Consider the following 14751-nt stretch of genomic DNA (forward strand, 5'->3'; position numbering starts at 1 on the left):
CAAGGTCTTGCAGCAGTGTCTTGAGCGCCGGCTGCACTTCCAGCACCACCCGCGCGCCCAGTGCCGCCACTTGCCGGACGTAGCGGCAGAACTGCAGGGTGTCGCCTAGACCTTGCTCGGCGTGTAGAAGTATGGTCTTGCCTTGTAGCTGCTCTTTCCCCAGCCACAGCGGCTGGCTGAAGTTTCTCGCCGCCGACAGCCCGGGCTCTTTTTTCCAGCGCCATTCGTACTTCGCCCACCCTCCGGCAAAGTCGCCCAGTATCAGGCGGCACAGCGCTTCGTTCACGTGGGCTTCGGCATGGTCGGGCTGGACCTGCAGGGCGCGGCCAAAATTCTCCAGCGCCTCCGCATGACGGTTCAGGTCCTGCAAGGCGGCGCCCCGGTTGTTCAGTGCCTGGGCATAGGCCGGCCGGAGCCTGAGCGCGCGGTCATAACTGTCCAGCGCCTCGGCATGGCGGTTCAGTGCCCGCAAGGCAGCACCCCGGTTGCTCAGGGCCTCTGCGTAGTCTGGCCGAACCAGCAATGCGCGATCACAGCTGTCCAGCGCTTCCTGCGGCCGATTCAGTTTCAGCAAGGCGGACCCACGGTTGCTGAGCACGCTGGCATTCGCAGGATGGATCTTCAGTGCCAGCTCAAACAGGACAATGGCTTCAGCCGCATGGTTTCGTTGCACGGCCATCGTTGCCAACAATTGCAGTGCATCAAAGTGCCGTGGCTGCGCCTGCAGGATTTCCTTGTACAGCACTTCCGCCTGATCGAGCTGCCCCTGCTGATGCAGGGCCACGGCCGACCGCAGCTTGACGCCCAGGGACTGGACCACCCTGCCGGACGGGTCCATGGGCGCAGGCGCAGGCCTGGCCTGCGGTAGGGGGGCTCTGCCGTGTTTCATTCACCCGGATTTTAAGTCGGGCCAGATGTGCGGGCGCTGGCACGCGGCGCAAGGCAATAAAAACCAACACCCGACCGGGCGCCCCGGCGGGTTTTACCGCCTGCTGATCACCACAGAACCGCCGGCACCCCCGGCGTCGTTGTTCTGGCCACGCATGACACTGGCATTGCTGATGGTCATGGTGTAGTTGTCGGGATCGTATTTGCCCGAACCCTGCAGGTAGACAGGATTGCTGCCCTTGATCGTGACGGTGTTTCCGCGAACCGTGATCAGCATGTTCTGCTGAATCTTCTTGGCTTGGCCCTGGTTGTTGGTGTAAGCCAGAACCATCACACCGCGATAGACGCCGTTGCCGGACTTCTCATTGACTCGCAAGGTTCCACTGTAGGGGAATCCGGCTGAGCCGGCATAGTCCACCTGCCAGTCGCCCTGCATCTGGAATTCCGTGCTGGCGGTGTTGTTGTCCTTGGACCCGGCATCCTGGTCGGACGAGGCCTTCGTGGCATCACAGCCCCATGAACGGACCTTGCAGCTTGACCCGCCCTTGGCCCGGCATTCCGACAATGCGCGCTGCTGGACGATGGAACTCGTCGCACCTGTTCCCCAACCGTAGGCATTGGAGCCCTTGGCCTGGTCTGCGGCATAGGCGCCGCATTCGGCACGGAAGCGCAGCACCACGGCACAGTCTGAACCACACTCCCGCATCGCACGCTGCTCGGCCTGGTCTGATGTCGGGTGGTTGAACGAGAATCCGTATTTTTCACCCTGCAGGCTGTCAATGGCCAGCGCGCCCGCAGCCATGGCCTGGCTACCGCCCAATGAAAGCAGCAAGGCAAAAGCGAGTCTGGCTGAGACAGCCTTAATTCCAGAAATCATGGTTGTTTCCTGTCAGAAATATTTTGAACACAACGCGCAAAAAAACGGGGTGCGCGGCAGGCCTGGCATGGGGAGATCCCTTCCGCATGACAGATCAAATTATCGATGCCCGAAGCAGTCAGAAACCGGCAACCGACAGCAATTCAGACCCCATGAACATGGGGTTTACACAGCGGCCGGGCCGTTTGGTTGACAATCACGGGTTGATCCAAAGATGACCTCCATGACCATGACCCCTTCAGAAACAAGCGCAGCCCCCGTTGAAACCGTCCTGGCGGACGAGATCACGCCAGCCGGGCAGCCCTCCAGCGCGCCGGCAGGCGAGCCCACCCCCGCAGCGGGTCGTTCGCGTTCCGTGCAACCCGTGCTCGAAAAGTTGTTCGAGCTTTACCCGCACCTCTTCGGCGCCAATTTCCTGCCGCTCAAGCTCGGCATTTTTCAGGAACTGCTGGCCGCCCACCCCGAACACTTCCAGCGCGACAGCCTCAAGGCGGCGCTGGGCATCCACACACGCTCCACGCGTTACCTGCAATGCGTGACCGCCGGCAACAAGCGCCACGACCTGCAGGGCAATGCGGGTGACGACGTGGCGCCCGAACATGTCTACCTGTCATTGCTGGAACTGTTCCGCCGCCGCCAGGCCCGCGCCCGCGAGGATCTGCGGCCCAAATTCCGTGCGCAGCTGATGGCCGCGTTCGAAGCCAGCGGCCTCACCCGCCAGGACTACCAGGCCCGGGTCCAGACCAATGACCTGGAGGCCACCGCCCTGCTCGAGGAAGCCTTTGCCGAGCGCGACCAGAGGCTGGCCAAACGCGAAGCACTGCGCCGCACGTTTGAAAGCAGCGGCAAGACCGCCGAGGAGTTTGCGGACATGTACGGCCTCGACAAACGCGAGCTCTTCGCGGCCATCAAGGTCTGACGATGGCTGGCCCCCGGGCAGGTCCGCTCGAGCGAAGGTGAATGACCATGGAAGCCCTGACGCTCAGCCGGGTCAATGACGGTGTGTACCGCGTACTCGCCGGCCAGGGTCTCCATGTGGGCAACCTCAAGCTGATTGGCGGGCAATGGAAGTTCAAGGCGATCGGTTATGGCGCCGGGGGTGAAGTCATTCCGGGCGGCGGCCCGCTGACCGAACGGCACAACACCGCCTTCGCAGCGCCCGACGAGGCCGTGATCACTGCCGTGCTGGCCCCGCCCTGAATTCATGTCCAATAGGGGCATGGACCGCCCCTCCGACATCGGCCAGCAGGCCTTGCAGCACCCATGAGCACAGAAGCACCCGGCTTCAATGCCCACCTGTGGCGACGTTTCGTTGCGATCGCCCGGCCCTACTGGCTCTCGGATGAACGCTGGCGTTCCCGGGGCCTGCTGGCCCTGCTGATTTTGCTGCTGCTGGCGCAGACGGCCGCCAGCGTGCTGTTCAACCACGAGACCGGCGAGTTCACCTCGGCCCTGGCCGCGGGCGACACCGAACGCTTCTGGGCCTCGATCTGGCGCTACACGGCCATCCTCATCGCGGCGGTTCCGCTCTACGGCCTGTACTACTTCGTGCGCGACACACTGGGCCTGCGCTGGCGCCGCTGGCTGACACACCACTTCCTGGCACGCTATTTTCATCAGCGCGCCTACTACCGGCTCAACGCCGTCGCCGGCATCGACAACCCCGACCAGCGCATTGCCGAGGACATCAACACCTTCACCCAGCAGTCGCTGTACTTCTCGATGATCGTGCTGGGTTCCCTCATCCAGCTGATCGCTTTTTCCGGCGTGTTGTGGTCCATTTCCCAGGGACTGGTTTACTTCCTGATCGGTTATGCCGTGTTCAGCACCTGGTTCACCGGCTCGGTCTTCGGCAAGCGGCTGATCGGCCTGAATTTCCGCCAGCTGCAGCGCGAGGCAGACTTCCGTTTCAGCCTGGTGCGGGTGCGCGAACATGCGGAGCCGATCGCCTTCTACGACGGAGAAGCGCGCGAGATGTCGGCGCTGCAACGCATCTTCCAGGCGGCCTACGCCAACTTCCAGCAGGTGCTGCGCTGGCAGTTCAAGCTCAACCTCTTCCAGTTCGCCCACAGCTTCCTGACGGTGGTGCTGCCCACCGTGATCATTGCAAGCGATGTGCTCTCCGGAAAGCTGGAGGTCGGCCGGGCGATCCAGGCCGCTGGCGCGTTTGCCGCCATCCTGAGTGCGCTGACGGTGATCGTCGAACACTTCGAGGGCCTGAGCCGCTTTTCCGCCGGGGTGGACCGGCTGCATGCCTTCTCGCAGGCGCTGGATGCCCAGGCCGACCAGCCCGCGGGGCCTGGCAACAACGCCCCGCCGCAGATCCGCACCACACCGGGCTTTGAGCTGGCCCTGGACCGCCTGACGGTACTCACGCCCAACCAGGAGCACCTGCTGGTTCAGGGGCTCACGCTGGCTGTTCCCCCGGGCGAAGGGCTGCTGATCGTCGGCGCCAGCGGCGCAGGCAAAAGCTCGCTGCTGCGGGTGATGGCCGGCTTGTGGAACACGGGTTCGGGCGAGGTGGTGCGCCCGGCCGGGCCGGACATGTTGTTCCTGCCCCAGCAGCCCTACCTGCCGCTGGGCGATCTGCGCTGCCAGCTGACCTACCCCCAGACCGGACGCGAGGTCTCGGACGAAGAACTGCTGTCATGGCTGGACCGGGTGAACCTGCCGACGCTGGCGGAACGATTCGGTGGTCTGGAAGCCGAGCTGGACTGGGCCAAGCTACTGTCCGTCGGCGAGCAACAGCGGCTGGCCTTCGCCCGCGCCCTGCTCGCCAAGCCGCGCTACCTGCTGCTCGACGAGGCCACCAGCGCGCTGGACGCAAGCAACGAGGAGCGCCTGTACGGCCAGCTCGCCGGCCTGTCGATCACCCCCATCAGCGTCAGCCACCACCAGGCGCTTCTGAAGCACCACCACCGGGTGCTGGAGCTGCCCGGCGACGGCAGCTGGACGCTGCATGCGGCAGCCACCTACCACTGGGCTTGAAACCCAGAATCTTGCGAGGTTTGATGTCTGGTTTGTGTATCTGAGAAAAACTCCTCTACAACAACTCTTGGCCGAATAGCAATTGACAAGGAGTCCAGCATCAAGTTAAGCCGCAGTGACTGATATATGCTGCGGTTCTTGTTGCATACATCACCTTGGACCACAATGAACCTGACGCTGAAGCTCGTGGCACTCTCATTCATTGCGATTTTTTCCTCTGCCGTTTGGCTACTGGTCGGCAGCTATGTTGGAAATTGGGTGCCTTTTTCAGAAGGAACAGAATTTGACTGGTGGGGGGCGGCCACAGGGTCGGCTGGGTCTGTCGCCGCCGCAACCGTGGCGTCGCCATTCCTGGTAATTCTCTTCGACCGGTATCGGTGGCTCGCCGCGTTGGTCGTGGTTGCGCCGTTGCTTGCCATGCAGGGCGCAAGCAACTTTTCCCTGATGGGCGCCTATTCCGCCTTCTTGTATTTTTCCTTGCTCATGATGGGCATGCGGCTATCGTCACACATTTTGAACTCGGATTGACTCATTGCTCCACTCGCCCGCTTTCGGTGTCAGCTGAATATAAACCGCGCAAAGATGACAACATGCCGCTCGCCTGGACCCAACTCATCGACAACGTCGACTGGAACGAACTCTCCGCCCTTTACCTCGCGGCGCCGCTGGGGAACAAAAATCCGGCCGACCTGAAAACTGTCTTCACGAACAGCATGTTTCGCTGCTTCGTTCATGAGGGCGGAAAACTGGTGGGAGTTGGCCGGGCGCTTGCCGATGGTGTGGACTGCGCCTACATCTGCGACATCGCCGTCCTGCCGGGTCATCAAGGCACGGGCCTGGGCAAAGAGATCGTCGCCAAACTCGTGCATCTCTGCCGTGGCCACCGCAAAATCATCCTCTACGCGGTTCCCGGCAAGGAAGGCTTTTACCGAAAACTGGGTTTCAGGCGCATGCGCACGGCCATGGCGATCTTTGAAAACCAGGCCTTGGCCATGGAGCGCGGGTATCTCGATGAGCCGTGATCCGCGCAATCTCGTTTGCGTCGGGAGCATGCATAAAATCGGGCTCCAGCCCTTTCCTCACGGGCGCCACCAGCTATTGAATCAATAGCAATCCAGACTCAGGCCGCCGCGTCGATGAATGCCGCCACCCGCTCCAGCTGGTCGGGCACGTTGAGCGCCGGCGCATGGCCGCAGCCCTCAATCTCCACCACTTGCGTCAAGCCGGCCGCACCCGGTCCTCGAGTCAGCATCTCGGCGGTGGTGTCCCGCAACACGAGGTCGGAGTCCGCGCCGCGCAGGCACAACACAGGAATTTCGAGCGCGTCGTAATGGTTCCAGATCAGGTAGTCGCCCGGGTGGTGGGTGAACTGCTGCACCATGGCCGGGTCGTAGTGCGGCGTCAGGCGGCCATCGGGCAGGCGGCGTGCCGAGGTCTCTGTCATGCGGCGCCACTGGGCGTCGCTGAGCCAGCCATAAGGCTTGTAGACCTGCCGGAAGAAGGCTTCGAGCGCCAGCATGGTTTCAAAGGCCGGCGGGTTGCCGGCGTAGGACTTGATCCGCTCGACGGCCGGGGCGGCAATCTGCGGCGCGGTGTCGTTGAGAACGAGGCTCTGGATGCGCCCCTTCATGGCGGGCTCGAACAGGCCGGATGCGCAAACCGTGCCGATGGCGCCGCCCATGGAGGTGCCGACCCAGTGCGCCTTGGCGATGTGCAGTTGCTCAAACAGGTCTGCCGCAATGCGCGCGTAAAACGCCAGCTGGTATTCACCTTTCGGGTCCGGGCTCCACTGGCTCAGGCCGCGTCCGATGGTGTCGGGACAGATCACGCGGTAGCGGTCACTCAGGTGCGCCGCCAGCTCGTCCATGTCGCGCCCGGTGCGGGCCAGTCCGTGCCAGGCGATGACGGTGGCACTGTGCTGGTGGCCCCATTCGGTGTAGTGGATCTCGCGCCCGGCGCAGGTCAAATACTCTGACGTGAATTGCATGAAGCGGACTCTCTTGTTTAATCTGTTCTCTGGGCGCGCGCCGCGGCTATTTGAGCAGCTTGCCGGTGCTGCCGATCACGGTCACTTCCACATAACGTGAGCCGATGCGGTTGGCGGGCGAATAGTTGACGACAACACCGCCAGTGTCGAAGCTGTTCATCGACTCCAGCGCCTTGACGACCTTGGCGCGTGTCGGGTTGGGGCCGGCGCGCCGCAGGGCTTCGACCAGCACCTTGGCACCGATAAACTCTTCAAAACTCGTGTAGTTGACGACTTCGGCAGGCGCGTATTTTTTCAGCAGCGCATGGTATTCACGCACCACCGGCGTGTTCGGCATGAAGGGGTAAGGCACCACCTGGCTGATGCCCAGCCCGTGGGCATTTTTCAGGCCGGCGAGCCGGACGAGTTCGGCCGGGTCCACCACCGAGATGTTGTAGAGCTGCGCGCCGCCGCCGGTCTCGCGGTAAAGTTTGACAAAGGCAGCCGTGGACTTGTTGACCGAAATCATGATGATGGCCTGCGCGTCCGACGCCTTGATCTTCTTGACCGCCTCTTCGACCTTGTCGGTGTTGCGCTCATAACCGGCTGCCACGGCCAGCTTCAGCTTGCGTTTGGCCAGCGCGTTTTCGACGCCCAGCAGGCCGGCCTTGCCGAAGCCGTCGTCCTGGTACATCACCGCGATGCGGCTCATGCCCAGCGTCGTCACCTGCTGCACCATGTGTTCTGCTTCGTCGGCGTAGCCGGCGCGCACATGAAATATCCAGGGGTTGAACGGGTTGCGCAGCGACTCGCCGCCGGTGTAAGGTGCCATCAGCGCGGCGCCTCCGACATCAAGCACGCCGTCGGTCAGCAGTTGCGTCACGTTGGCCGTGCCAGCAAAGCCAAAAAGCGCCACCACCTCGGGTTTGGCCAGCATCTCGCGCGTAAGGCGCACGGTCTCGGCCACCTTGTAGCCGTCGTCCACTACCTCGTGGCGGATCTTTGCGCCGTGTACCCCGCCCTGCGCATTGATGTGGTCGAAATAAATCTTGCCGCCCACCACCATCTGGTGGCCGGTGCTGGCCAGCACACCCGAGAGCGGCGCAACCTGGCCAATGACCAGATCAGCCGCCTGCGCGAAACCGCCCAGCCCGCACATCGCCAGTACGGCCAGTGTCTGGCGGCACCAGGTCTTCAAGCTTGTCTTCATTTTTTTGTCTCCTGCTGGTGGCCTGGTGTTCAGGTCCGGTGGGTGGGTCCCTGACTACGCACGGCCCTGAGCCGCCCCACAACGCCGGTGGGAAAGTAATACACCGATAAAACAAACAGGACGCCGAGCCAGAGCAGCCAGCGGTCGGGTGAGAGCAAGGCCGCCAGCCACGGCAGGCCGGCAGCGGCTTCGCTGCCCAGGCGCAACAGGTCCTGCAGGTAGCTCTGCGCCACCAGGAACAGGGCCGCGCCTATGGCTGCGCCGTAAATCGTGCCCATGCCGCCTATCACGACAATCAGCAACACGTCGATCATGATTTCGAACGAAAGCGAGGTGTCCGGGCCGTTGTAACGCAGCCAGAGCGCAAGCATGGCGCCGGCCACGGTGGCAAACAGGGCCGACAGCACGCTGGAGGTGGTGCGGTAGACCACCACGCGGTAGCCAATGGCTTCAGCGCGGAACTCGTTCTCGCGAATCGCCTGCAGCACGCGGCCGAAGGGCGAGTTGACGATGCGCAGCAGGCTCAGCAGCAGCACCAGCGCAATCACAAACAGCAGGTAGTAACAAAGCAGGCGACCGTCCATCGACACGCCCAGGAAAGGCTGCTCCATGAACTCGAAGCTCGGCGACAGCAGCTCGGGCACTTTGAAAGTCAGGCCGTCCTCACCGCCGGTGATGTCCGACAGCTGCGAGGCCAGCGTCTGGAAGGCGGAGGCCACGGCCAGCGTGATCATGGCAAAAAAGATGGCCTTGACCCGCAGCGAAAACAGCCCGACGGCCAACGACAGCACAAACGACAGCGCCAGCGCGCACAACAGGCCCACGGCCAGCGCCGCCCAGGTTGGGCCCAGGTGGGTGGTGGCCACCGCAATGCCATAGGCACCGATGCCGAAGAACATGGTGTGCGCAAAACTGACAATGCCGGTGTAGCCCAGCAGCAGGTCGAAGCTGGCCACCAGCACGATAAAAATCAACACCTTGGCGGCGACATTGAGCGCCTTGACGCCGGTGAAAATGAAGGGTGCAAAAGCCAGTGCCAGCAGCAGGCCGACCAGGATCACGGCCAGCACGCGGTTGCGCGGAAAGTCGCCGGAAAGAACGCGGGTGAGGAAGGTATTCATCGGGCTCGTCCTCAGCGGTTGGTCACGGGGTAGATGCCCTGCGGCCGCCACAGCAGCACCGCGGCCATCAGCGCGATGTTGGAAAACAGCGCCACCTTGGGCGCCAGGAAACCGGTGTAGTTGGCCATCAGGCCCACCAGCAAGGCGCCTATCAGCGCGCCGCCGGTTGAACCCAGGCCACCGATGATGATGACGATGAAGATCAGCACGTTGACCTGCGCGCCCATCTGCGGAATCACGTTCTGCTGGTACAGGCCCCACATCACGCCACCCAGGCCGGCCAGCGCGCTGCCAACCACAAACACGCCGACAAACAGGCGCTTGATGCGGTAGCCCAGCGACTCGACCATCTCGCGGTCCTGCACGCCGGCACGGATCAGCAGGCCGATCTTGGTGCGCGCCAGCGTCCAGGCCAGCAGGGCAAACACCACCAGGCCCACGACCACGGCGATCAGCCGGTATTTTTCAATCGCCGCGTCACCGACCAGCAACGAGCCGCGCATGGCTTCGGGCAAGGGCAGCGCGATCTGCGCCGGGCCCCAGATCACCTTGATCAGCTCCTCACCGATGATCATGCCGCCCATGGTGATGAGAATCTGCTTGAGGTGCTGGCCGTAGACCGGCCGCACGATGAAACGCTCAAACGCCAGGCCGACGGCACCGGCCACCAGCATCGCCACCAGCATGGCCGGCAGCACCGCCACCAGGTTGCGCCACAGCTCCTGCGAGCCGGTCCAGTCGCTCATGGCACCCAGCACGCTGGTGGCCACAAAGGCACCCAGCGCGATGAACACGCCATGGCCGAAATTGAGCACGTCCATCAGGCCGAACACCAGTGTCAGGCCCGAGGCGATGATGAAAATGATCATGCCCATGGCCAGACCGGCGACCGTGAGCGTGAGCCAGGTCGAGCTGGAGCCGATGAAGGGGAACACCCCCACGGCGAGCAGCGGCACGAGCGCCAGCGGTTTCCAGTCGAAATCAAGAGTTTTCATAGTGCCAGTCCAAGCAGGGATTGCTGCAGCGCCGCGTCTTCGGCCAGTTCGGCCATGGACCCGGCATGCACGACGCGGCCGTTGTCCATCACGGCCACGGTGTCGCCCAGGCGTTTGGCGAAACTGATGTTCTGCTCCACCAGCAAAATCGTCACGCCGCTGGCCTTGAGCTGCGCAAACGCATCGATCATGTTGTTGATGATGGCCGGCGCCAGGCCCTTGCTGGGCTCGTCGACGATCAGCAGTTCACGCGGCTCCACAATGGCGCGGGCCACGGCCAGCATCTGCTTTTGTCCGCCCGAAAGTTTGCCCGCCGGGTGGTTCCAGAATTTTTCGACCGCCGGAAACAGCGAGAAGATCCACTTCAAGCGCACCTCGTCCATCTGGCTGGCGCGCCTGGCGCTGCGCGCGGCCAGCAGCATGTTTTCCTTGACCGTGAGGTCCGAGAAAATGCCCATGCTTTCGGGCACGTAGGCGATGTTGAGTTCGGCAATCTGCGGCGTGCTGAGTTTCGTGATGTCGCGTCCCGCAAAACTGACGCGCCCTTGCGAGGCCTGCCACAGGCCCATGATGGTGCGCAGCGTGGTGGTCTTGCCGGCGCCGTTGCGGCCCAGCAGCATGGTGAGCTGGCCGCGCGGAATGGCCAGGTCCACCCCATGCAGGATGTGGTACGCGCCGATGTGGGTGTGCACGCCTTCGAGGGTAAGGAGGTTGCCGTTCATGTTTGCTCCCCTGTCCGTTCGGGCTGAGCTTGTCGAAGCCTGTCCTGCGCAATTGAAGACCCTTCGACAGGCTCAGGGCGAACGGATTCGGGAGCGATGCCCAGATACGCCTCCTGCACCACCGGCGAGGCAATCACCTCGGCCGGCTCGCCATCGGCCACCAGCGAGCCGTTATGCAGCACGATGATGCGGTCGGCGAGTTCGCGCACCACGTCCATCTTGTGCTCCACCAGCAAAATCGTCTTGCTTTTGTCCTGCTTGAGCTGACGGATCAGGTTCAGGATCACGGGCGCCTCGTCGGTGCTCATGCCGGCGGTCGGTTCGTCGAACATGAAGACCTGCGACTCCAGCGCCATCAGCAAGGCCACCTCCAGCTTGCGCTGGTCACCATGCGGCAGGCTGGCCACCGGCATCGCGGCCTTGCCCTGCATCGCCACGATTTCCAGGATTTCTTCGGCGCGCTGCAGCAAGGCCTTGTGGTCGCTCCAGATGCTCCACAGGTTCAGGCCGTGCCGGTGTTTGCCATGGTGCGTGGCCTGCACTGCCAGGCGCACGTTCTCAAGCACCGACAGGTTGGGAAACAGGTTGGTCAGCTGGAAAGCCCGGCCCAGGCCGGCCAGCGTGCGTGCCGAGGCGCTCAGGCCGGAGATGTCCTCGCCATTGAGAAAAACCGTGCCGCTGCTGGCCTTGAGCTGACCCGAGATCAGGTTGAAATACGTGGTCTTGCCGGCGCCGTTCGGGCCAACAATGGCCGTCAAGGTGCCAGGCGCAAAGGTGCAGCTGACAGCATTGACCGCCACGTGCCCGCCGAAGCGGATCGTGAGTTCTTTGGTTTGAAGCATATTTTTTGCACCCCAAAAACAGCGGGAGCGGCGTAGCGAAAAGTCGGACTTCCCTGCCTGTCATCCCGGACCTGAGCCGGGATCCATGCAGGCACAGCGCAATCGGCGGGTCAGTGCGACATGGATTGCGGGTCAGAGCCTGCCCCGGACTTGATCCGGGGCCCGCAATGACAATTCAGCGTAATTACCGCTTGTTCCTGATCGGGACATTCATTTCCTCAGGCTTGATCTCGCGCACGAGTTCAGGCACGCCCCAGGCAAACGCCGGGTCCACCTTGATCTTGAAGTGGTACATGCTCTGCATGGCCTGGTGGTCTTCCTTGCGGAAGTTCATCTTGCCTTTGGGCGTGTCGAAACTCATGCCCTCCATGGTCTTGATCAGGGTGTTGGCATTGGTGTCGCCCTTGCTGTTTTTCAGCGCGGTGACGACGGCCATCGCGGCGGAGAAACCACCGGCGGTGAAGAAGTCAGGCGGCGCCTTGAACTGCTTGTAGTGCTGGGCCACCATGGCGTCATTAACCGGGTTTTTCGGCATGCCGAAGTAGTAGTAGGCGGCGCCTTCCATGCCGGGGAACTGCTTGTAGGCCACCATCGCAGGCAGGATGTTGCCGCCGGTGGCGATCTCGATGCCGTGGCGCTTCAGGTCCATGTCGGCGATCTTGAACGGGTTGCCACCGGCCCAGATGATGAAGATCACCTTGCGGCCCGGCAAACCCTTGAGCTTGTCGATCAGGCGTTGGCCGCCGGCCGTGAAGTCGGTGGTCGCTGGCGGCAGGTACTCTTCGTGCACCAGCTTGCCCTTCTTGATGGCTTCCTTGAAGGCCTTGACGCCGTCGCGGCCGAAAGCCGAGTCCTGCGCCATGGTGGCAATCGTCACACCCTCCTTGTCCAGGGCCACGGCGTTGGAAATCGCGTCCTGCGAGCTGTTGCGGCCGGTGCGGAAAATGTACTTGTTCCACTTGTCGCCGGTGATGGAGTCGGCCACCGCGGGCTCGACCAGCAAAATCTTCTTGTACTCTTCAGCGACCGGCAGCATGGCCAGCGCCACGGGCGAGGCCGTGGGGCCGACAGCCAGATCGACCTTGTCATCGCCATAAGCCGCCGCCAGCAGGGATTTGCCCTGGTCCGGCTTGCCCTGGTCGTCCTTTTCGATCACCACGATTTTTTTGCCGGCCACCATCATGGTGCCGCCGGTGGCGTAGTCCAGGCCCATCATGAAACCGGTGGCCGTCTGCTTGCCATAGGCCTCCAGCGGACCGGTCTTGCTGTAGATGTGGGCGATCTTGATTTCTTTGGCCTGGCTCAGGGCCAGTGGCGAAACGAAAGCGGTGGCGAGTGCGGCAAGCGCGATCAGCGTGCGACGATGCATGGATGTCTCCTGTTGTTGGGCGATGCACCATGATTGCACATGTCGTGCCAGAAAAGAACCATTGATCTATATAGGTTTTTTCAGATTCGCCATTGAACTGTCTATTTTTAAGTCATTTTTATTGACTTAATATCAGACAATTGTCTTATTTTTATACAGGGTTATCCAGACGCTCGTACAGCTTGGCACGGGAAATTCCGAGCAGGCGCGAGGCGGCCAGCTTGTTGCCACCGGTCGCCGCCATGGCAGCAGCGATGGCGCGGCGCTCGACCTGCGCCACTTGCTCGGCCAGCGGGCGCAGCGGGTCGGAGGCGGACTCTGCGCCGTCCCCAAATTCTGCCAGCGGCAAAGGTGCAATTCGCTCGATGCCCGCCTCCTTGAGCACCTCCTCAAACTGCGCGCGGCCGATGTTGAGCGAGTCGCTGCGCATCACTGCCTGCTCCAGCACGTTGCGCAGCTCACGGATATTGCCGCGCCAGGTTTGCGCCGACAGCAGGGCCAGCGCGTCGGGCGCCAGCTCTGGCTGACGGTCGCCGCTGCGCAGCGCCATTTCCTCGCCCAGCACCTCGAGAAGCGCTGGAATGTCGGAGCGGCGCTCGCGCAACGGCGGCACCTTGATCGGCAACACGTTGAGGCGGTAAAACAGGTCTTCGCGAAACTTGCCTTCGCGCACCAGCGCGGCCAGGTCGCGCGAGGTCGCGGCAATCAGGCGTGCGTCAAACGGAATCAGTTTGTTCGAGCCCAGCGGCTCGATCTCGCCTTCCTGCAGGGCGCGCAGCAGCTTGGCCTGCAAGGCCTGCGGCATGTCGCCGATCTCGTCGAGAAACAGCGTGCCGCCGTCGGCGAGCTTGAACTTGCCGTCGCGCCCCTTGCGGTCGGCGCCGGTGTAGGCACCGGGCGCCACGCCAAAAAATTCGGCCTCCAGCAAAGTGTCGGGCACGGCCGCAATGTTGACGCTGATGAAGGATCCGCGCGCCCGGCTGGAGCTGGCATGGATGGCGTGGGCCAGCAACTCCTTGCCGGTGCCGGTTTCGCCGAGCAGCAGCACCGGGCTGGAGGTCTGGGCCGCACGCCGCGCCTGGCGCTTGACCTCGACCGCGGCCGGGCTGGTGCCGACAAAACTGGCAAACGTGTATTTGGACTGGCGCTGGCCCGGCGGCTGCAGCCTCTGGCTGGCCAGTTCGCGGCGGGCGTCGTCGAGGTCGCGGTGCAGCAGCGCGAACTTGCTGATCAGCGGTTGCAGCGTGGTCTCGGGATGATCGAACAGCACGATGCCGATGGCGCCGATGACGTCGCCGCCGCTTTCATCGCGCAACGGGATGCGGCTGACGACAAAGGTACCGGCGCGGTTGGTCAGCAGGTCGATCAGGAAAGGCTCGCCGGTTTCCAGCACGCGGCGCATCTGCGTGTTGGGAATGACCTCCTCCACCATGTGACCGACAAACTGGTCCACGGAAGAAAAGCCCAGCGCCGGCAAAAACCGCTTGTACCCCTCGTTGACCCAGACAATACGGCCGGTGCGGTCCACCAGAAACATCCCCTGGCTGATGCTGGAGAACAGCTGAAACATGGACCTTGCGGCCAGCTCCAGGATGCTCTGCGCATCGAGCGGCAAACCGTGCGGTGTGGTGTCGGTGTGTTCCATGCGCAGATGGTAGCGCGGCGTTTGGGCCACTGCCGCCGGCCAGATGCAACACACACCTTTCAGGGCGCGCATCGCTTTTTTTTGATAGCTAACTGCCCCCGTGGATAAAGGGCTGGCGGCCTATTTTT

The 14751-nt window shown here is 62.9% G+C and carries 15 protein-coding genes; 5 read left to right on the forward strand and 10 right to left on the reverse strand.

Annotation, left to right across the window (positions count from 1 at the left end):
* A partial coding sequence (locus B7G52_RS11605; protein ID WP_141397435.1) for a tetratricopeptide repeat protein occupies positions 1–889 on the reverse strand: 889 nt, incomplete at its 3' end.
* Positions 890–982: 93 nt separating this feature from the next.
* On the reverse strand, positions 983–1765 hold the full coding sequence (locus tag B7G52_RS11610) for a DUF4189 domain-containing protein (protein ID WP_096697755.1): 783 nt from the start codon (positions 1763–1765) through the stop codon (positions 983–985).
* 223 nt (positions 1766–1988) lie between these two features.
* Here B7G52_RS11610 and B7G52_RS11615 point away from each other — a divergent pair, with 223 nt between their 5' ends.
* From B7G52_RS11615 to B7G52_RS11635, 5 genes are all read left to right on the forward strand, one after another.
* Positions 1989–2684, forward strand: a complete 696-nt coding sequence (locus tag B7G52_RS11615; RefSeq protein WP_240523416.1) for a ProQ/FINO family protein — start codon at positions 1989–1991, stop codon at positions 2682–2684.
* A 47-nt stretch (positions 2685–2731) separates the two neighbouring features.
* Entirely contained in the window at positions 2732–2965 is a 234-nt protein-coding gene (locus B7G52_RS11620) for a hypothetical protein (protein WP_096697809.1), read from the forward strand.
* Positions 2966–3028: 63 nt separating this feature from the next.
* The gene (locus B7G52_RS11625) at positions 3029–4753 is read left to right on the forward strand and encodes an ABC transporter ATP-binding protein/permease (RefSeq protein WP_096697757.1); all 1725 of its coding nucleotides are present in this window, start codon (positions 3029–3031) and stop codon (positions 4751–4753) included.
* A 165-nt stretch (positions 4754–4918) separates the two neighbouring features.
* Positions 4919–5281 carry a hypothetical protein gene (locus B7G52_RS11630; protein WP_096697758.1) on the forward strand — a complete coding sequence of 121 codons (363 nt, stop codon included), beginning with the start codon at positions 4919–4921 and terminating at the stop codon, positions 5279–5281.
* Positions 5282–5343: 62 nt separating this feature from the next.
* Positions 5344–5775, forward strand: a complete 432-nt coding sequence (locus B7G52_RS11635) for a GNAT family N-acetyltransferase (RefSeq protein ID WP_096697759.1) — start codon at positions 5344–5346, stop codon at positions 5773–5775.
* 98 nt (positions 5776–5873) lie between these two features.
* On the opposite strand, the gene B7G52_RS11640 is transcribed toward B7G52_RS11635, so the two are convergent.
* From B7G52_RS11640 to B7G52_RS11675, 8 genes are all read right to left on the reverse strand, one after another.
* Positions 5874–6740 (reverse strand): alpha/beta fold hydrolase, encoded by an 867-nt coding sequence (locus tag B7G52_RS11640; protein ID WP_096697760.1) that lies wholly within the window; start codon positions 6738–6740, stop codon positions 5874–5876.
* Positions 6741–6786: 46 nt separating this feature from the next.
* Positions 6787–7929 (reverse strand): ABC transporter substrate-binding protein, encoded by a 1143-nt coding sequence (locus B7G52_RS11645; protein WP_096697761.1) that lies wholly within the window; start codon positions 7927–7929, stop codon positions 6787–6789.
* Positions 7930–7958: 29 nt separating this feature from the next.
* Positions 7959–9050, reverse strand: a complete 1092-nt coding sequence (locus B7G52_RS11650; RefSeq protein ID WP_096697762.1) for a branched-chain amino acid ABC transporter permease — start codon at positions 9048–9050, stop codon at positions 7959–7961.
* An 11-nt stretch (positions 9051–9061) separates the two neighbouring features.
* Positions 9062–10045, reverse strand: a complete 984-nt coding sequence (locus B7G52_RS11655; protein ID WP_096697763.1) for a branched-chain amino acid ABC transporter permease — start codon at positions 10043–10045, stop codon at positions 9062–9064.
* Positions 10042–10767 carry an ABC transporter ATP-binding protein gene (locus B7G52_RS11660; RefSeq protein ID WP_096697764.1) on the reverse strand — a complete coding sequence of 242 codons (726 nt, stop codon included), beginning with the start codon at positions 10765–10767 and terminating at the stop codon, positions 10042–10044. The genes B7G52_RS11655 and B7G52_RS11660 overlap by 4 nt, the downstream gene beginning before the upstream one ends.
* Positions 10764–11609, reverse strand: a complete 846-nt coding sequence (locus tag B7G52_RS11665; protein WP_096697765.1) for an ABC transporter ATP-binding protein — start codon at positions 11607–11609, stop codon at positions 10764–10766. The genes B7G52_RS11660 and B7G52_RS11665 overlap by 4 nt, the downstream gene beginning before the upstream one ends.
* A 184-nt stretch (positions 11610–11793) precedes the next feature.
* Positions 11794–12978, reverse strand: coding sequence for a substrate-binding domain-containing protein (locus B7G52_RS11670; protein ID WP_096697766.1), 1185 nt, complete (start codon positions 12976–12978; stop codon positions 11794–11796).
* 151 nt (positions 12979–13129) lie between these two features.
* The gene (locus tag B7G52_RS11675; protein WP_096697810.1) at positions 13130–14623 is read right to left on the reverse strand and encodes a sigma-54-dependent Fis family transcriptional regulator; all 1494 of its coding nucleotides are present in this window, start codon (positions 14621–14623) and stop codon (positions 13130–13132) included.
* Between the last annotated feature and the right edge of the window lie 128 nt (positions 14624–14751).

It is taken from the genome of Polaromonas sp. AER18D-145 (assembly GCF_002379095.1).
Classification (GTDB): Bacteria; Pseudomonadota; Gammaproteobacteria; order Burkholderiales; family Burkholderiaceae_C; genus Polaromonas.